Consider the following 20,008-nt stretch of genomic DNA (forward strand, 5'->3'; position numbering starts at 1 on the left):
CTTAGTTCATCATTAAAAAAACTTTTAGGTACGTAGTTCTTCAAAAAACATTAGTATTAAAAGCAGTTAAAAAAATAACTTTTGTTTATATAATGTGTTGTTTTTTTATTGATTTTATATTTTATTATGTCTTTTTATGCAGATATGCAAAAATAGTATTATGATTGGTTGATATTTTGGAAGATTTGTGCATTTATTAATTGTAAAATTGTTTTCATAACCACAGCCAACTTCTAATTTTTATGAAACGCACTTTGTTAATAGCAATTGTTTTCACCTTAATCCTTTTAGGTCTTTTTTTAATACCACTAAACGGTGAAGTAGAAAATACTTTCGTATTCTTTCTCGGTAGATTTCACCCTATAATTCTTCATCTTCCAATAGGTGCTTTAATTGTGCTGTTTTTCATGGAAATTATTAACAGTTTCCGCCCAGAATTAAATCTAGATTCAGCATGTAAACTTTTACTTTGGTTTTCGGTTTTTAGTATTATTCCAACACTTATTTTAGGTTTTCTTTTAGCGTCTTCGGGTCATTATAATGAAGACGTACTAGGTTTTCATAAATGGTTAGGTTGGTTTACGGCGCTTATAGCTGTTTGGTTGCTTGTTGTAAGACAAAATTCTGTTAATAAAAAGGAAAAGAAAGTATCCAAATCTTATAAAATATTTTTATTTATAAATGTTGTTCTATTGTCTTTAACAGGGCATTATGGAGGTTCTTTAACGCACGGATCGACGTACTTAACCAAACACATGCCATCTGGTTTAAAAGCCGTTTTAGGTGTCGATGGAAGCGAAGACGACTACATTGCGCTTAATATAGAAAGTGATTCGACTTCACAAGAAGCTGTAGATTTTAAAACGAAAGTTCAACCTGTGATGGAAACCTATTGTTTTGAATGTCATGGCGCTGATAAGCAAAAAGGTGATGTGCGCTTAGATGTTTTGCATTGGGATATGATAAATGGTCACGATGCAGAAGGCTGGCACTCTGCCTTAGATATGATAAATTCTGGCGAAATGCCTCCAAAAGATGAACCACAATTAAGTGATGAAGAGCGTCGCGCTGTTGTAGATTGGATGACGCAGAATTTAGAGAAAGCTGCCATTGCAAAAAACAATGCCAATAAAGGAGTTATGCGCAGGTTAACCAAAAAGCAATACACCAATACGCTTAATGAATTGCTTGGTGTAAACGTTAATTTTGGAGATGTGTTACCAGATGATGGAAAGTCTGAAATGGGTTATAGTAATAACGGAAGCATTCTTCAAACATCGGCACTGCATATCGATTATTATCAAAAAATTGCACGTGAAGCATTAGATAAGGCAATCGTTTTTGGAGAAAAACCAGAAGCTAAACGTTACAAAGTAACCTTAGGAAAAAATATTGGAGATGGCAAAACAGGTGCTGAATATGGTGGTTACCAAACAGCTGCTATAAGTAATAAGGATTTACGAGTAGATATTTTAAATAATGAAGGAAATCCAATAGAAAATACTTCAACTAAACAAAAAGACACCATAAAACGCCTAAAAAACAAAATAGGCATTGGTATGCGTGGTTCAGCGAGTAACCGTTATAGTGTTGTTGCAGAAGGCATGTTGTTAAATTCCGCTTTACCAGCAAGAGAAGTTACACCAAAATCTTGGCAAGGGCCTTCACCAAATTTAAAATTATTAGTAAAAGAAGATTTTCCAAGAACGGGCGATTTTGTTTTCCGTGTAGAAGCTTCCAAAGGGTATCTTTCGGAATCTGTAGAACGTTTAATTGATTTAAGAAAAGTTGAGCCGGCTAGAAAAACTCCAAAAGCAGTGCGTATTTCTGCTAAGGATATTAAAAAAGCAAAAGGATTTGTTTTGAAAGATAACCGTTGGTTAGTTGCAGAAAATGTGGCTACCAATGTAAAAACTCAGTTTAAGTATCATGTGCCAAAATCGGGTATTTATCAGGTAGATTTAATACATCCGTATGTGTCAGAAGATGCTATGCCATCCTATCAATTAAGTCTTTTAGGCAATAATAAAGAGGGGCGCGTTGGTGAGCGTTTATATATGGATAAAAGTCTTGTAAATGCAGATGAAATTATTACACCCGTAACTTTAGTATATTTATCTGAAGGGGAACACAAAGCCTATATTGGCGGTAAGTTTTTTGTAGGTTTTAGCGATATTGTACTCACGCCGATACCGGAAGACGATCCATTACCAAAGATACTAGCAGAAGAAGCTGAAAGAAATAATTTAAAGTATGCCGATGTTAATCCATCTATTCAAGTTTTTGCAGGTGCAAGAACCGATGATGGTATGGATTACAAAACCTTTGATAATTCTGTAGAAGTCACAGCAGCAATGGGCGAATATCAAACCTTTGAATTTAAAGGTAGATTAGAAAATCTTCCAATTCCGCTTGGAAGCGCGCAAGTTAGTGGCGATTTGGCTAACATACTCACCGTCGGTCTTTGGAACAATCATTTGGTTAAAGATGGTAGTTTTAATGGTCCGCCATTATTAGTGAAATCAGTAGAGTTTGAAGCCCCTTATAACCCAGTTTGGCCACCCAATAGCCATACTCAATTATTTTTCGAATCACCGAATAAAGCAAACGCAGAAGTTTATACAGCAGAAGTGCTAACTAGTTTTATGGAACGTGCTTTTAGACGTGCGCTTAATAATGGTGAGTTAAATAGATATATGGATTTTTGGCGTAGTGTTAAAGATGATTTCGAGCGTTATGAAGATGGCGTTAAGGAAGTTATGGTTGCTGTGCTTTGTTCACCTAATTTTATATATTTATTTGAACCTGAGATTCCTGAAGACGATAAATCTAAAAAATCTACAGATGAATTTTATTTAGCTTCGCAATTGTCGTATTTTTTATGGAATTCACCACCAGATGAAAAACTGAATAATTTGGCATCTACAGGAGATTTATATGATGAGTTACCAGAGCAAATTGAGCGTATGGTAGGTGATGAAAGAATTACAAGAATGATTCATTCGTTTTCTTATGAGTGGCTTCGTTTAGATCGTCATAAAAGTATGGATACCGATGTGGGTATGTATAGAGATTATACGCGTTTTGTGAAAGAAGATATGTTTAAAGAAACCTATGAGTTTATTCAGCATATATTAAAAAACGACTTAAGTATTATGAATTTTATTGATTCAGATTTCGCTATGCTGAATCAAAACTTAGCCGAATTTTATGGTATTGATGGTGTAAAAGGAAATGAGTTCAGACCAGTGACTTTGCCAAAAGAAGCGCATCGAGGTGGTTTACTATCTCAAGGTTCATTTTTAAATGGACATTCCGATGGGGTGCAAGCGCATCCGATAAAAAGGGCTGTTTGGGTGAAAGAAAAAATATTAGGCGATTCGCCACCACCGCCACCACCAAATGTACCCGAGTTGGCAACCGATACACCTGGCTTTGAGAAAATGACTCTAAAAGAGCAGTTGTTTTTACATAGAAATAAAACCTCTTGTTTAGATTGTCATCATAAAATTGATCCGTTTGGAGTTGTTTTTGAGAATTATGATGCCGTTGGAAGATTTCAAACCATAGCCAAAGGAAAGTCAATTGATGTAAAATCTAAATTACCTGATGGTACCGAAATTGAAGGGGTGCAAGGTATTAAAGATTATATTTTAAGGATGAAGCAAGACGATTTCACTCGGGCATTAGTAGAAAATATTTATGCTTACGCTTTAGGGCGAGATGTTAGTTTCGCAGATCAAAAAGAAATAGATAGAATAGTAGAAAAAGTTATAGAAGATGATTATCGTTTTAAAACGGTTATTGAACAAGTGGTTTTAAGTCCGTCTTTCTATAAAAAGGAACAAAGTTGGTTTAACAAAATATTTGGATCATGAGCAAAAAACCTTGGCATTTAGATCGTCGTACGTTTATTAAAGGATTGGGAGTAGCCTGTATGCTTCCGTATTTTGAGGGTATGGCTATGAGTAGTTTTTCAAAATTTATAGAGCCAGAAATACCGAAACGTTTAGGTTTTCTATATTTTCCAAATGGTGTTGGAATTCCACCAAAAGAAAGTGCGCAGCACAAACACTGGAGCTGGTTTCCTGTTAATGAAGGACGCGATTATAAGTTAACCAAAACCTTATCTCCTTTAGTGGCTTATCGTGATGATATATCTATTATGGGCGGCTTAAGTCATCCATACAGTCGTAATGTTTTAGGACATATGGCAGGAGATTCATGGTTAACTGGTGGTGATTTACGTGGTGAATATAAAAACAGTATTTCTGTAGATCAATATGCCGCAGGGAAACTCAGTAAATTTACGCGTTTTCCATCATTAGCATTATCGACTGATGGTGGTGTTGGTTATAAATCTAGAACATCAACGCTGTCTTTTAATTCTTCAGGAAAACCGTTACCGTCAGAGCACAGACAACGTGAAATTTTTGAACGTTATTTTTCTCCAAGTGGAGGTGCTTCAACTACAGAAAGGCGTAAAAGTTTAAACCAAGGCAAGAAGATTGTCGATTTAGTTTTAGAAGATAGTAAAAACCTAGAAAAGCGTTTAGGTGCTAATGATAAGGCGAAGTTAGATGAATATTTAACATCACTTAATCAAGTAGAGCAGCAAGTAAAAAGAAATGAAAAATGGCTAGATGTGCCCATGGACGATTTTGATGCGAGCTTAATTAATTTAGATGTAGATCCCGTTTCGGCTCCAGATGATTATGTGCGCTCCATGATGGATTTAATGGTACTTGGTTTTCAAACGGATTCAACACGTGTTATAACGTATATGATGGCGCGTGAGGATGGTATGGGCTTTGGCGATAATTTTCCTAAAATAGCTTTAGGGTTAAAAGGGCATCATAGTATTTCTCACAATAAAACAACAGGTCATTGGGAAGATTGGGGACGCTTAGATCAATGGTACGCTAAGCATTTTGCTTATTTTATTAATAAAATGAAAACCACAGAAGATGCGCATGGTTCTTTATTAGACAATTCGCTTATTCTTTACGGAAGTGCTTGTAGTTCTACACACAATGCAAGAAATTGCCCACTTATTTTAGCTGGTGGTGCTAATCTTGGTGTTGAGCATGGCGCTTATACTAAATTCAATGAAAAAGAAGTACGCCTTTCTAATCTGTTTGTAAGCATGCTTAATAAAGTAGATGTACGCACCGAGAGTTTTTCTGATAGTACGGGGCCGTTACCTTCAATTCTTTAAAAAAATACCACACTAAATTTTAATAACAAACTAAATTAAATAGATGAGTAAAAAAGAGCGCATTCCTGTTGTTAGCAAAGAATTATTATTTCCTTTTATTATTATAACATCTTTGTTTGCTTTATGGGGAATTGCGAACGATTTAACCAACCCAATGGTATCTGCTTTTAAAAAAGTGATGCCAGAATTATCTAATATTCAAGCCTCTTTAGTGCAATTTGCATTTTACTTTGGGTATTTCTTTATGGCATTTCCGGCGGCTTTATTTATCAGACGTTTTAGTTATAAATCGGGAATTCTTTTAGGATTAACGCTTTATGCTATTGGTGCATTTTTGTTTTATCCAGCAGCAAAGTATGAAGAATACAATTATTTTTTAATTTCATTATGGGTCATTACCTGCGGATTGGCTTTTTTGGAAACCACTGCAAATCCTTTAATTCTTGCTTTGGGTGATAAAAGAACAGCGACACAGCGTTTAAACTTAGCGCAAGCTTTTAATCCTGTGGGGTCGCTTACCGGAATGATTATCGCTCAAGTTTTCGTACTCCAAGCTTTGCGTTCTGATGATTATTCAGCGGAAGCTTACAATACCTTAGCATCAACAGAATTGGCTGCTATTCGTGAAAACGATTTAAGTGTTATTAGTATTCCGTATTTAAGTTTAGGCGTTTTAGTGTTGATTATTATGGCGGTTATTGTGTTTACAAAAATCCCTAAAACAGCCGTAGAAGATAAAATGAGTCTATCGGATTCATTAAGAAAATTAAAAGCTAACAAAACTTATTTAAAAGGTGTTTTGGCTCAGGCAGCATGTGTTGGTTCGCAAATAATGTGTTGGACTTATATTTTTCATTATGTTGATAATCTAAATGAAACTACTGGAAGTAATATTACGGCAACTAATTACAATGTGGCTGCCATGATTTTATTTTTATCAGGTAGATGGATTGGTACAGCATTAATGAAAAAAGTAAACCCGCCAAAAGTACTCATGTTATTTGGTATTGGTGGTGCTTTGGCAAGTGTTGGTGCTATTTTATTACCTGGAATAATTGGATTAATTTCTTTAGTTGCTATTTCTATTTTTATGTCTATTATGTTTCCAACTATTTATGGTATTGCTTTAAAAGATATGGGAGACGAGGCTAAAATAGGCTCTGCTGGATTGGTTATGGCTATTGTTGGTGGTGCGCTTATGCCTATCGTTCAAGCGGCTATTTTAGACTTAGGTGGTGATGGTTTGGCTGATATTAATTTTTTAGGTTATATACCAGAGGTTAATTTATCATTCATTTTACCTGCACTGTCATTAGCATTTGTAGGTTATTACGGTTATTCTAGTATAAAAACATTGGTAAGGAATTCGTAATATGAATTTGAATATTAAAAAACACTTATATTTCATTAATTTATATTGAGACTAGGCCAATTTGTATATCTCTAGAATTGCTTTTAAATAAAGCATATTAGTGTCTTATTTATTTCATCATAGATATTAAAATCTAAATTATATTTAATTATAATAAATTTAATATGTGAATTTTTCAAGTCATCATAATTTCAGAATCAAATCAAGAAAATATTTGTTTTTGTAGGCTTTAGATAATATTTAAGATTAATTAAAAGAAGTAATATTTAAATAATAGAACAGTAATGAAATTAAAAAAAGTAGCATGTACATTATTAATTTTAATAGGTTCAGGTTTTGCAATGGAATCTCAAAATATTTCTCCAAATAAAACAGTTGCCTATAAGGAAATAGAGGGAGATAGTCTTTGTCTTCATATTTTCGAGCCAGCTTATATAAACAAACCAGCAGCTGTAATTGTTTTCTTTTTTGGAGGTGGTTGGACAGTTGGGGATCCTAAACAGTTTTATCAGCAAAGCGCGTATTTTGCTTCTAGAGGTATAGTTGCTATATCTGCTGAGTATAGAATTAAAAACATACATGGCACAACACCTTTTGATTGTGTTGAAGATGGTAAATCTGCAATTCGCTGGGTACGAGAGCATGCAAAAGAATTAAACATCGATCCGGATAAAATAGTTGCTGCAGGTGGTTCTGCTGGAGGACATATTGCATTGTGTACCGCTTTGATAGAAGGATTGGACAACCCAAATGAAAATGCCTCAATTAGTTCGGTGCCAAATGCTGTATTGGCATACAACCCTGTATTAGATACCACAAATAAAGGCTACGGGGCCAAAAAAGTAGAGAATAGAGAAACGGAAATATCACCTTGTCATCATGTTAAAAAAGGACTACCTCCAATGTTGTTTTTTCATGGAAAAGAAGATACAACGGTCCCTTTTGAAAATGCGGAACGATTTAATAGCTTAATGAACGCTGCTGGAAATGATTGTAATCTGGTTGCAATAAATGGTGTTGGTCATGGTTTTTTTAACGGAAGTTTTTTTAGAAAAGGAAGTGACGATCAATATTTTAACCTAACCATGTATGATTCTGATGTGTTTTTAGAAAAATTAGGATACATTGCAGGAAGGCCAACCATAGTAAAACTGGTTAATTAGCAGTATTACGGTATAATGCATTGCAACATAAAAGTTTACTTAGTTAAGCTATAAAGGGATTGGAGTTTTTTTGATTATTTTTTATGGCTTTAATAAACTGATAATTTTTTTATTTTGAGGTGTTAAGTGATTATATGGCCATCTGTTTTGTAACATATTTTTTTACTTCAAAAACTACTTGTTTTGGCTTAAATTATTCTAAAATTAATTTAATTATACCTAATTGTTAATACAGTGCTAATTTTTTATTTTTAATGTTTTTTTTACATTTCTCGTAAGCCAAATATGGTATACTCATCGTATATTTAGAATAAAGAAAAAATTATGAGCTATGAAACTATTAAAACAATTAAAAAACAGACTTAGAAAAATTAGATTGGGACAACCTCAAAACAATCAAGAGGTTAAAAACACTAAAACGTTAGCTCTAATTAATAAAGCAATTAGAGATGAGGACGATTTGTTTATGTTTATCTAAATAATAACCTTATTCAATTATGCAAAAGGGCTGAGCATTCGGCTAGCTATTATATGCTTCCATTTCTGTCTTTTTGAGATGGACTATACCTTTAGTAAATCAGTATAATTTTTCTTCAATTAAACCTACAAAGCAGGTATGTTGCTTTTGTAACGGCAGTTTTGTGCAAAATCTTTATTTTATACATTTTTCAAAAGGGAGAGTTATTGATACTCATCATTTTTTTTTGGTGGGCATAATATTGAAAAGCATATTTATGCCTTTTCGAATTATATAAAGGGTTGATAGTTTTTCAACTTATTTCAAATCTTCATTTTTTATCCAAAACCTACTTTTTTATTAAAGCCATAAAAAAACAACTCTATTTTTTTATTATAAAAAATTTAGGGTATTACTTTTTATATTTTCTACTCTAATTATTTTATTAAAGTTTCTTAACTTTTGGATTCATCTAATTATAAAATAAAACCATGAAATCAACGGAATTTAGTAGAAGAGATTTGTTAAAAAAAGGAGGACTTTCTTTACTTACTTTAGCATTAATGCCAAATGATATTTGGAGTGCTAATGTTATCGAAGCTCAAAAAAGCAACAGTCCTTTTTTATATAGTTCTAAGAATACTTTTAATGAATTTACGCCACCAATACTAAATGAAGTTGAAGATTCTTTAGTGATTTTAAGAGCAAACGAAAATCCTTATGGCCCGCCTCCAGAAGCAGCTAAGGCATTTCAGGAAGAAGTATTTAATGGAAATAGATATGCCTGGAAAAGCTTAAAAGAGCTTGAAGCTAAAATTGTAAAGAATGAAGGCGTAACTCCAGATCAAATTTTAATGGGACCTGGTTCTTCAGATTTATTAGAAAAAGTGGCCATGGTATTTTTTAGCGAAGGTGGTAATGTGGTTAGTGCCGATCCTAGTTACATGTCGCTTATTGTAGTCGCAAAATCTGTTGGAGGCGAATGGAAGTCATACAAATTATTAGAAGATTCTCAACATGATTTAGATGCTATGGAAGCAGGAGTAGATGAGAATACAAAACTGGTTTATATCTGTAATCCCAATAACCCAACGGGTTCAATTACCGATGCAAAAAAATTAAAAGAATTTTGCCGTAGAGTCTCAAAAAAAGTGCCTGTTTTTGTTGATGAAGCTTATATAGAACTTTCGAAAAATGGGATAAAAGATTCTATGAATTCCTTGGTTGCAGAAGGTGAAAACGTTATTGTTGCTCGTACATTTTCTAAAATCCATGGTATGGCAGGTTTACGTATCGGTTATGTAATAGGTAAAAAAGAAACATTAGAGCGCATTAGTGAAATTACTCGTGGAGGAATGGGAATTACAGGGCCAACTATTGCAGCTGCTTCTAAAAGTCTTGATAATGATGCCTTTCTAATAGATTGTAAAGCAAAAATTACGGAAGCTAGAGATTATACCATGGCGTATTTAAAATCAAAGAACTTCTCGTATCTACCTTCTGAAACTAACTTTATCATTTTTGAAATCTCTATGGATGGTGAAAAATTCTTAGAACAAATGTATAGTAAAAAGGTTGCTGTTAGAGCGTTTAAATTTTGGGATAAAAATTGGTGTAGAGTAAGTATTGGAACTTTAGATGAAATGAAAGCTTTTACTAATGCTATTACTGAAGTTTTTGCCTAATACATGGAGAATTTTTTAGATAAACCTATTTCGTTTCTTCTTTTTGTAGTTATAGGGCTGCTTTTAAGAAAGAAAATATCGGCAGGCGATGAAACCAATGGATTGAAAAGTTTAATTCTTTCCATAGTTTTACCTGCAACTATATTTATTGCGCTTTTAAAGATTAATATAGATAGTAACCTTATTCTTTTTCCGGCATTAGCTCTTGGACTAAATTTATTGCTTTTAGCTATATCTCCATTATTACTAATTATTATTGGCATAGATGAAAACTCGCCATCTGGCAGAAGTGCTAAACTTTTAATTCCTTCTTTGGCTCCAGGACTATCTTGTTTTCCGTTCATTTTAGAATTTTTGGGTGATGGGGCTTTAGCAAATGCAGCCATGGCTGATTTAGGTAACAAATTCTTTGTTCTTTTTCTTTTATATTTATTGGCTGTTAAATGGCATTACAAAAAGGCAGACACACAAAAAATGCCTTTAAAATCGAGGTTAAAATCGCTTTTACTCACATTACTTTACGAGCCCGTTAATCTCTTTATTGTTGCGGCTCTTATTTTAGTTTCATTTAATGTCTCATTAGATAGTCTTCCTAACTTTTTGGGTAGTACATTATCTCGATTAAGCGCGATAATGACGCCGTTAGTTTTAATTTTTATTGGTTTAGCAGTGAAATTTAAAAAGAAGCAATTTTTCGAAATATTCTCATTACTTATTCTTAGAGCAGCATTTACACTTTTACTTATTTCTGCTTTCGTTTATGCTTTTAATTTAGTTGTTAAAAACGATATACTCGTTCTCATTGCATTTTCTTTAAGTGCTTGTAGTTTTTGGCCTTACGCTCATATTTCTGGTATAGATTTTAAAGAAAAAAATCGTGCAGACCAGGATAAAACTTTCAATACTAATTTTGCAATATCGATACTGGCCTTGTCCTTGCCTATATCTGTTTTACTTATTTTAGGAATTCTTACTGCTAATACAGTGTTTGTTTCGGCACCTAACTTATTATTGCTAAGTTTAGTTTTATTTTTTATGGGTATAATTTATCCTGTTATTTTAAAGCTTAGAAAAAGTTCGTTTAACCTTGAGAAGGAAGGGGTTTTAGGGCAAAATGCAAATCAGTAATACCTTTTTAGTTAAACGACCAAATTCAAAAAATCTACATCTAATAACTATAAGAATTATAAAGGATCGGAATCCATCAATAATAAATGTTTATTAATCTACCACATTCGGTATTTGTGAATTTAAAACAGCACGTTCTATATTCGTGCAATTCAAGTAATTTTAGAACGAACTATAATATAACGCAACTTGTGAAATTAGCGACATTAGCCTCATATTAACTGTTACCAGCAATTTCCTTATTGCCGAATATATTGAAAATAAAATTTATAACTTGAGTGAGGATAAAAACGCAAGGTAGTCGAGTAAACGGCTAACCTCGCATATTAATGAGCCTTCAATAGCATGCAGTATTCAAAGAAGTCTCTATTTATTAAAATCAATCATTCAATAATTAATCTTTGCTATCTACCATACAGAAAGACCTATAATCTCCCCATTCGGGCCTGTAAAGAACGTATACTTATCTTTAGCATAATTTTCATTTTCTAGTTCATAGCCTGCTTCTATTAGTTTATCACCTATTGTTTTTATATCATTTACCCTTAGCATAAAGTGATTGTGGTTAGTATTCCCAACAGGGCCAATGGTGTGCTTATATTCAGGAGCAGTAAGAGATAGGTGTATTTCTAAATCATCGGCCTTTAGCTTCATTACCAACATACCCTCAATTCCTGCGCCCTTATATACCTCTGAGCCGGATAATTCAAAGCCAAGAATTTCACGGTACAGCTTTAATGTTTTTTCTAATTCAAGAACATGTACACAAATGTTTTTTAATCCTATTACCCTTGCTTCTGACTTTACTTCTGTATTTTTTACTTTTTCCTGTGTTGTCTGCGCTGATAAGGAAATTATACCTAGAAAAATAAAAACTGTTAAGAAAGATATTGTTTTACGCGATTTTAAATACGCTTCATTGTTACTAATTTTGAAATTTGTATTCATAATAATCATTTTGTGTTTTTACTGTTACATGTTTATATTTATAGTACTTCTCATTGACCTTTGCTGTTTTGTAAGTATATTAATCTAGAAAAGATTTAACTGTTCTTTGCTTAGAGTTGATATACTTCTAATCCTTATATCTTTAAAGAAAACCTCAGCTGCTTCACTTTGAATTTGAATTTTTCCTTTTGTCAATGGTACTATATTTCCGTTTTCATCTGTATATCTCGAGTTTTTAAGAATCATAACAACCTCTCCGTTTACAACATGAAGGCTTTTGCCTTCAAAACAGTATAAATCTAAAGTATTCCATTCACCCTTAGAATTTTCATGATTACTTTTACGCATACAATAATTTTTGTATTTACTTTTCATGCTTATAGGTAAATAATCTTGGGATTCATGAGCTAAAGGGTTGAGGTTTGATTCAGGTTTATAAGCCTTAATGTCAATTCCCGATGTTGCTTGGCTCCAGTAATCACCAGTATAACCTTCCATTATTTGGAATTCCTGCGACAGCATCCACGAACGAAAGAATTCAGCTCCCAATGGTCCAATCGAATGGTACAGAATACCCGAATCCATGAGCTTGTCTTTTCTGGGTTGCCATTTTATGTTTCCCCATTTATATTTTAATTGTAAATGGTAATTTTGATAGTCGTTTTTTGTTATTAAACAACCATAGTATTCTCCACTAATCCTTACTATGGTATCGTCTGCTTCCTGAAAAATTGAGAATACATTGTACGGATCATTATTTAACCCAATTGGTTTTATGAGTTCTTTTTTTTCATCTATTGGTGGTTTGCCGTTGTACGCGTTTTTATGTTTGAAACTTAAGTAAGAATCCCATTTGGATAGATTAAAATCTATTAATTCTTCCCAAGGATTGTGTTCTTGGCTTGAAGCGTACTTATGAATATCATTTGAACATGAAAGTATCAGTGTCGATATTAACAGAAAAAGGCTAATGCGCATATTTATTAATTTTTATTTAAATATTTTAAAGATAGCTCTTAAATCCAAAACTAAAATTTTGAAGAAGAAATGGTTTTAAGCCTATTACTTGTAAATAATATTTCTGTTTTTTCGGTTAAATTTCTGCATTATTGCATATAACAAGGGTTGAAAAACAGCACCATTGTCTAAAGCACTTGTGGGTAATATTATATTTTTTCCAGGATATAAATCGTAATGATTTTTAGTAGTTTTTGTTTGTACATGAGGTGCATTAAAGGAAACATCGGCAAAAAATGGTTTTTCGTTGTTATAGTTTTTAATCAAATTAATAGCTTCGTTTGCAGTAATATCGGTAATATGACCAGCTGGTGAATTGTATGTTTTTAATTGCCCGGGCTGTATGCTCCCGGTTTGGTCAAAAATCTCTTTAATATTTTTTCCCATGGCGTGCCATTTCCCGGTCATAAAAGTATTTAAGTAATTAAAGTTAGAAAGCAATGAATAGGTAAAAAACTATCTTATATGATTTTTAAATCAATAATTATTAACCATAGGAAGAATGTCTAGTGTTTATGTTATCATTAACAAAAAATTATTCAACTACTTTAAATTCTATAGCCTGTCCACCGCCAGAAGCTAAAATAATTTCTAATACATCTATAGAAGAAACTTCTCTTTTAGAAATCTCAAATGCTTCTGGATTTGTTTCCCAATCTGCATCTTTTGAATCTGCATAAATAGTTGCTTCGTAATTTTTTCCTTTAGAAAGGAAAGATAAATCTATTTTAAAACTTCTTGAATTTTCGTCAGTAATACTTCCTAAATACCAATTTTCTGTCCCTCTTTCTTTTCTAGCAATTGTATAAAAATCGCCAATTTTACTATTTAACACTTTACTGTCAGACCAATTGGTTGGAACATCTTTTATAAATTGAAATGCCGCATTTCCTTCATAATTTTCTGGTAAATCAGCAGCCATTTGTATGGGACTGTACATAGTTAAATAATAAGCCAATTGTTTACAAATTGTTGAGCGAACTCTAAAACTTTCTTTTCTCCAAGGTTTATCTGGTAAAAACACATCAAAAATACCAGGTGTGTAATCTATTGGGCCGCCTAAAATTCTTGTAAATGGCAATACAACACCGTGTTCTGGCGAATTTCCTTCACTCCAAGCATTGTATTCTTGTCCGCGAGCTCCTTCACGAGCCATTAAATTAGGATATGTACGTTGTTCGCCCGTAAATTTTATAGGTTCATGGTTTACAATTAATAATTTATGTTTTGCAGCCGCTTGTACCATTTTTTTATAATGGCGAACCATATATTGACCGTGATGATGTTGACGATATGTTTTTTTATCGTAATCATAATTTACATCACCGGTATAACCAACCTTCACCGTTTTTATACCTAAATCGGCACACATCTTATACAATTCATCCATTGCTGGCTCATAATGATCTATATCTGAAATTGTTTCGTGATACATCATCATTCTAACACCTTTTTCTTTTCCGTATCTGCAAACTTCTTTAATATCAAAATCATCGGTTGAAGTTTTCCAGTCGAAAATATTGTAACCAGTCCAAGAACCTTCCATATCATCCCAACCTTTATCCCAGCCTTCAATTAACACATCAGGAATACCGTGTTTTGCGGCAAAATCTATATGATATTTTGCGTTTTTTGTATTTGCACCGTGTGGTCTAGTTATAGGTTTTCCAAATTGAGTTTTTTCTGCCCAAGCTGATTTTCCAATATGTAATTCCCACCAAATACCGATGTATTTATAGGTTTCAATCCAACTTGTATCTTCATATGCGCAAGGTGGATTTAAATTCAAGATTAAATCAGACTCTACTAAATCTCCAGCTGTTTCACCAATTTGAATAGTTCTCCAAGGCGATTGAAATGGTGTTGAAGCTCTCACCAAATCTCCATTTAACCAAGGTGTTAAATGGGCTTTTAGTTTTGAACCATCTAAGGTGTTTAGCAAATTCATGCCTGCATAATCTGTTAAATCTGCTTCGTGAATACTTACCACCAAATTATCATTAACCTCAATAGTTGTTGGTGTATTTGCCATATTTGCACGCTCTTCTTTACCTTGTCTTCGTGCAAAATTTATAGAATCTCCTATTTTACTAATGGGTGAATTGTAATATATTTTTTCGTAATTATCATAATCGGCAAAATTCCACCAAGCTTTGTAATCTCCATTAAAATTAAACTCTGTTAATTCATCGGTAATTACAAAATCTTTCAAATTTTCTTGCATTGGAAAAACATATCTAAATGCAACACCATCGTTATAAGAACGTGCAACAACATCAATTAAAACATCAGATTCTTTTTGTTTTAAATGAAGTGTTAACTCATTAAAATTATTGGTAATTTCTTCTCGTTGTCCCCAAACTGTTTTCCATTGAGAGTTTTCAGTAGTTTCTTCAGAAGAAATAATTTCAAAACCATTTTTTAAAGATTGATTTTTTAATTCAAAACCTAAAGCTGAAAGTTGTAAGAACTCTAAGTTATTAGAGCTTATACTATAAAATAATTGTCCCACATCATTCAATTCAAAAACAATTTTATTCTTTGAATCAGGAGAGGCAACTTCCTTAACAATATTATTTTGGTCACAACTTGCCATAAAGAATGGCAATAGAAGTAGTAAAATATGTTTCATTGTTTCAAATTTTAATAGTAATTAATGGTGTAAGATTTTAAAGGTCGTAATAACAGGCAATGCTTATTATTAGACTTCCTTGCCTGTTGGAAAATAGACTTGTAAAATTATTTAGAGCTCGAAACAATTTTTGAAATAACAAAAGGCTCTTTATCCCCAGGAGGCATAATTTTAATTGATTCGTGCTTAACTTCACCATTAACGGTTTTTATTCTTAGACGAACCGGTTTTCCGTATTCCGGTGGAATTGGAATTTTGATTTGAACCTTACGCTGATTATTTAAAAGGGTATACGAACCAATATCTACGCCTTCCATAGAAGCAACAACTATTGCCTCTTTGCTCGCATCTGAAAAGTTCAATTCTGCATCCCAGGTACTAACATAAACGCCTGGGTCAATAAATACAATTTCGTATTCCACCCAATCAAACTTATCTTCATCGTTCTTTTTGGTGTTGTTAGAGTCCAGCACACCATCTTCATACAAATAATCCCATTTCTTTGTGCGGTTCTCATCGTTGGCATCAAAGTAGCCACTTTTTTGTCCCACACTGATTTTTGGGATTGACCCTCCAGCTACCTTAATGATTTTTGAGGCTACCATTTTGTCACTCGACTGGCCAATCATAATTTCAAACTCACCTTCTTCAACCTGAAATTCGTTCGCCGTTAAGTTGTAGTGAGAAAATGCTTCGTAAGGTAGCTTGATCGAAACTGTTTTGCTTTTACCTGCTGGAACATGAACGCGTTCAAAACCTTTTAAGGCTTTAATCGGAACAACACGATTTGTTTCAACATCGCGCACATACACTTGTACGATTTCATCACCATCCATACTGCCTACATTGGCTACACTAACTGATACGACTAAATCTTCCATCGATTTTAAACCTTTTTTATCGAGTTTAAGGTCTTTAATATCAAACTGAGTATAGCTTAGTCCGAAACCAAAAGGATACAATGGCTCTGGCTCAGCGTACATGTATGTGCGACTTACTACAGGACCATAATCATCTTTCCATGTTTTAACATTGTAATCGTGAAAATGGGGAAGGTCTTTTTCTGATTTAACCCAACTTGTACTTAACTTACCTCCTGGATTTATATCCCCAAATAGCATTTTTGCCAATGCCGTTCCTTGTTCCTGACCGTTGGGCCATGCACATACAATACCCGGAATGTTTTCTTGTTCCCAACCTACAGACGTCGATCCACTTGGCACAAGAACTAAAACAATGTTTTTATTAACTGCCTGAACGGCTTTAATAAGCTTATGCTGATTCCCTGGTAGATTTAATGAAAGTCTATCCAAGGTTTCAGTCGCTGTTGATTCGTCGTTACCAACAATTAGGATTACCGTTTCAACATTTTTGGCTAGTGCTACTGCTTCGTCTATTTTTTGCTGATCATCGTCTGCCCCTGTAACTGAACACCCTTCGGCAAAACTCACTTCTCCTTTTGCTCTTTTTTGTATTCCTTCGAGATTTGATATCTTACTCTTTGGATTACCTGAGTATATTCCCAACCAACAGTAATCAGCGAACGGTCCTATTACAGCTACCTTATCATCATTATCTTTAAGTGGTAATATATTATCGTTTTTAAGAAGTACAATCGATTGCTCAGCAGCTTTTAATGCTAGTTGCTTGTGCGTTTCGCATTCAAGTACACTTTTAGGTATCTTTGAATATGGATTCAGTGACTGATCGTCGAAATCACCCGTCATAAATCTCAGTCTCAATAATCTTCTTACCGAAACATTTAGTTCCTCTTCTGTTAATAAACCTTGTTCAATAGCTGATTTTAGCGCTTGTACAAAAGGCGCTGATTTAGTTTTGTGTCTGAAACACTCTTGATCAACACCCGCTTTAATGGCCATTGCAGCAGCTTCTTCCTGAGTTTTTGCATAGCGCATGCGTTTTTCTAGACCTTGAACTGCAGCCCAATCGGCAATTACATAGCCTTTAAAGCCCCATTCGTTGCGTAACACGCCGTTTACCAACCAATCGTGAGCAGAACATGGTGTACCGTTTACACCATTGAGACCAGTCATGATTCCGGTGGCTTCCTCATCTATTATACAGGTTTTATAGGCCGGAAAGTAATATTCATATAAGTCCTCTTGCCTTACTAGTGAATGGCTGAATTCTCTACGAAAGTCAACATTGTTGGCTACATAATGCTTTACTGTTGTTACAGTTTTAAGGTGTTTTGAATCATTCCCTTGCATTCCACGAACATACATACGCGCTATCTCGGACATTAAATGTGGATCTTCGCTGTAGCATTCTTCATTGCGTCCCCAACGTGGGTCACGTGCCATATTTACGGTTGGAGCAAACATCATTACTTCCTTTTGACCTGTATTTTTAAGTGCTCTAGCTTCATTAGAAATAGCGGTTGCTACATCAAACATTAGGTCTGGATTCCAAGTTGCTCCCATAGCTATGTTTTGAGGAAACTGAGTGCAATTCCAGGCTTTTAACCCATGAAGAGCTTCTCCATACCATTCATAACTAGGAATATCTAATCGTTCAATTGCTGGAATTCTTGATCCACAATAACTAATTTTTTCTTCTAGTGTCATTTTCGACAGCAAATCTTCAACGCGCTCTTCAATGGGTGCGTCAGGTTCTTTCCAAGTTTGGGCTTTCACTCCCCAAACGCATAAGAGTAAAAGGAATAGTGAAATGTTTTTTACTACTTTCATAATTTCTGTTGATTTTCTTTTAATTAAAACTTATTCTGCACCTTGATACTTAAACCAATCAAAAAATGCTATTTTCTTACTTTCTTTTCCTGATGACGTAACATACATGCCCACGTATACACCATTAAATTTTTGTGCAACCTCGTCAGAAACAATCGTATAATCTTGTGCTGTGCCTATGGGTTTCAGTTCAAACTTATTTTCACCATAATAGAATTGAGCATTAATGCCATCAACTGCTACACTAAAAACAACACTTTCTTTTTTATAAGGAATACTTACTATGACTTGCGGTTTAAACTCACCCTTATTTCCTTTTTGCAATGTTTTTAAAAGTACAAGTTTGTTCTTCGTTTTCAACAGTTGATAGTGATTCCCGTGACGACGATAAATCACCAACCCAGCTTTTTCATTTTCTTTTTTAGTTTTAAACGAAAGCGATGTGCTGGCTTCATAATTTAGGTGTCGGGTACGTTGGGCAATAAAGGATGGGTTAACAAATTCAGCAACCGATTCTGGTCGTAACTGAATCTGTATTTGTCCGCCTTTTTGCTCGTACCAAGTTTCTTTGGGCGATCGTAAGAAGTTCCATTCAAGCCCCAATACTTCACCTTCAAACTCATCCAAATCGTTGGTTTTATGTACTGGGCTCCAAGGTAATTCGGGTCGTTTTTGTTCAAATTGTAATAAACCCTTTCTCGGATTAAAAATAGGAGTTACACCAGATTCCTGATTCGTCATTTCAACTTTTGCTAAAAATGTTTCACGAGCTAATGTGATAAATCCATCTACTTGTCTTTTGGCAAGCATTACACTCCACCAGTCTCCATTTTGAGTTTGTACTAAATCTGCATGTCCTGTTTGTTGTATAGGATATTCTTTTCCCAAATGACGATGCGTCATTACTGGATTCGCATGATTAGGAATGTAAGGTCCCCAAATATTATTACTATTAAACGCAGTTACAGCATGATACTCTCCAGTCCCACCTTCTCCTATAAGTAATAGATATTCTCCATTGATTTTATATATATGCGGTCCTTCTGCCCAACGTGCATTAGATGCATGTCCATAGGTAAGTTGTTTTTTCTCACCAATTAGCTCGCCTTTATCTGGATTTATTTCTTGCATCCAAACACCATTTTTTCCTGGCCATTTGTTTTGTGAGTTGTCAACAATTCCAGCTCCAGTATAATAACATTTACCATTATCATCCCAAAACAGAGAAGGGTCTATTCCAGGAGCATCTTCTATCCATATTGGGTCTGACCAAGAACTGTAAGGGTCTTTTGTTGTGATTATAAAATTCCCATTGCCTCCAACCATTGTGCAGATAATATAAAATGTTCCATTGTGATGTCGAATGGTAGGAGCGAAGATACCTTGAGAATTACCTAATCCATCAGGATAATTAATCTGTGTTGATTTAGATAATCCATATCCAATTAATTTCCAATTAACTAAATCTTTACTTTTATGAATTGGCAGTCCTGGAAACCACTCGAAGCTAGAATTTACCATATAGTATGTATCTCCTACACGACAAATAGATGGATCTGGATAAAAACCAGACAAGATTGGATTTTTAAAATTGTCTGGAGCTTTTTGTCCTGAAACATTAAAACAAATAAATGCAAAAAAGAAAAACTTAATTATCATTAATTTCATTTTCAAATC

The 20,008-nt window shown here is 33.9% G+C and carries 13 protein-coding genes; 7 read left to right on the forward strand and 6 right to left on the reverse strand.

All coding sequences use genetic code 11. The annotated features are described in order from the left end of the window. Positions 1 to 242 precede the first annotated feature (242 nt). From ACJJV4_RS08855 to ACJJV4_RS08885, 7 genes are all read left to right on the forward strand, one after another. Positions 243 to 3,878 carry a DUF1592 domain-containing protein gene (locus tag ACJJV4_RS08855; protein ID WP_405293531.1) on the forward strand — a complete coding sequence of 1,212 codons (3,636 nt, stop codon included), beginning with the start codon at positions 243 to 245 and terminating at the stop codon, positions 3,876 to 3,878. After that, entirely contained in the window at positions 3,875 to 5,218 is a 1,344-nt protein-coding gene (locus tag ACJJV4_RS08860; RefSeq protein ID WP_405293533.1) for a DUF1552 domain-containing protein, read from the forward strand. Before ACJJV4_RS08855 ends, ACJJV4_RS08860 begins: the two co-directional genes overlap by 4 nt. A 43-nt stretch (positions 5,219 to 5,261) precedes the next feature. Beyond that, positions 5,262 to 6,590, forward strand: a complete 1,329-nt coding sequence (fucP, locus tag ACJJV4_RS08865) for an L-fucose:H+ symporter permease (RefSeq protein ID WP_405293535.1) — start codon at positions 5,262 to 5,264, stop codon at positions 6,588 to 6,590. A 284-nt stretch (positions 6,591 to 6,874) separates the two neighbouring features. Further along, the gene (locus tag ACJJV4_RS08870) at positions 6,875 to 7,753 is read left to right on the forward strand and encodes an alpha/beta hydrolase (RefSeq protein ID WP_405293537.1); all 879 of its coding nucleotides are present in this window, start codon (positions 6,875 to 6,877) and stop codon (positions 7,751 to 7,753) included. Between the two features lie 331 nt (positions 7,754 to 8,084). Further along, positions 8,085 to 8,231: a hypothetical protein gene (locus ACJJV4_RS08875; protein WP_405293539.1), complete on the forward strand. Its 147-nt coding sequence runs from the start codon at positions 8,085 to 8,087 to the stop codon at positions 8,229 to 8,231. Positions 8,232 to 8,701: 470 nt separating this feature from the next. Beyond that, positions 8,702 to 9,895 (forward strand): pyridoxal phosphate-dependent aminotransferase, encoded by a 1,194-nt coding sequence (locus ACJJV4_RS08880; RefSeq protein ID WP_405293541.1) that lies wholly within the window; start codon positions 8,702 to 8,704, stop codon positions 9,893 to 9,895. A 3-nt stretch (positions 9,896 to 9,898) separates the two neighbouring features. After that, positions 9,899 to 11,023 carry a permease gene (locus ACJJV4_RS08885; RefSeq protein ID WP_405293543.1) on the forward strand — a complete coding sequence of 375 codons (1,125 nt, stop codon included), beginning with the start codon at positions 9,899 to 9,901 and terminating at the stop codon, positions 11,021 to 11,023. Positions 11,024 to 11,431: 408 nt separating this feature from the next. Here the strand turns inward: ACJJV4_RS08885 and ACJJV4_RS08890 are convergent, their stop codons facing one another. The 6 genes from ACJJV4_RS08890 to ACJJV4_RS08915 form a co-directional block, all read right to left on the reverse strand. Next, on the reverse strand, positions 11,432 to 11,971 hold the full coding sequence (locus ACJJV4_RS08890; RefSeq protein ID WP_405293545.1) for a VOC family protein: 540 nt from the start codon (positions 11,969 to 11,971) through the stop codon (positions 11,432 to 11,434). 84 nt (positions 11,972 to 12,055) lie between these two features. Continuing rightward, a complete protein-coding gene (locus tag ACJJV4_RS08895) occupies positions 12,056 to 12,949 on the reverse strand; it encodes a DUF1080 domain-containing protein (protein ID WP_405293547.1) in 894 nt (297 codons plus the stop codon). An 84-nt stretch (positions 12,950 to 13,033) separates the two neighbouring features. Further along, positions 13,034 to 13,396: a hypothetical protein gene (locus ACJJV4_RS08900; RefSeq protein ID WP_405293549.1), complete on the reverse strand. Its 363-nt coding sequence runs from the start codon at positions 13,394 to 13,396 to the stop codon at positions 13,034 to 13,036. A gap of 127 nt (positions 13,397 to 13,523) precedes the next feature. Beyond that, entirely contained in the window at positions 13,524 to 15,620 is a 2,097-nt protein-coding gene (locus ACJJV4_RS08905; protein WP_405293551.1) for a glycoside hydrolase family 97 protein, read from the reverse strand. A 107-nt stretch (positions 15,621 to 15,727) separates the two neighbouring features. Further along, complete coding sequence (locus ACJJV4_RS08910; protein ID WP_405293553.1) at positions 15,728 to 18,331, reverse strand: glycoside hydrolase family 3 C-terminal domain-containing protein; 2,604 nt, start codon at positions 18,329 to 18,331, stop codon at positions 15,728 to 15,730. 30 nt (positions 18,332 to 18,361) lie between these two features. After that, positions 18,362 to 19,990: a glycoside hydrolase family 43 protein gene (locus tag ACJJV4_RS08915; RefSeq protein ID WP_405293555.1), complete on the reverse strand. Its 1,629-nt coding sequence runs from the start codon at positions 19,988 to 19,990 to the stop codon at positions 18,362 to 18,364. Positions 19,991 to 20,008: the final 18 nt, after the last annotated feature.

This window comes from Algibacter sp. Ld11 (assembly GCF_045066735.1).
Classification (GTDB): Bacteria; Bacteroidota; Bacteroidia; order Flavobacteriales; family Flavobacteriaceae; genus Algibacter.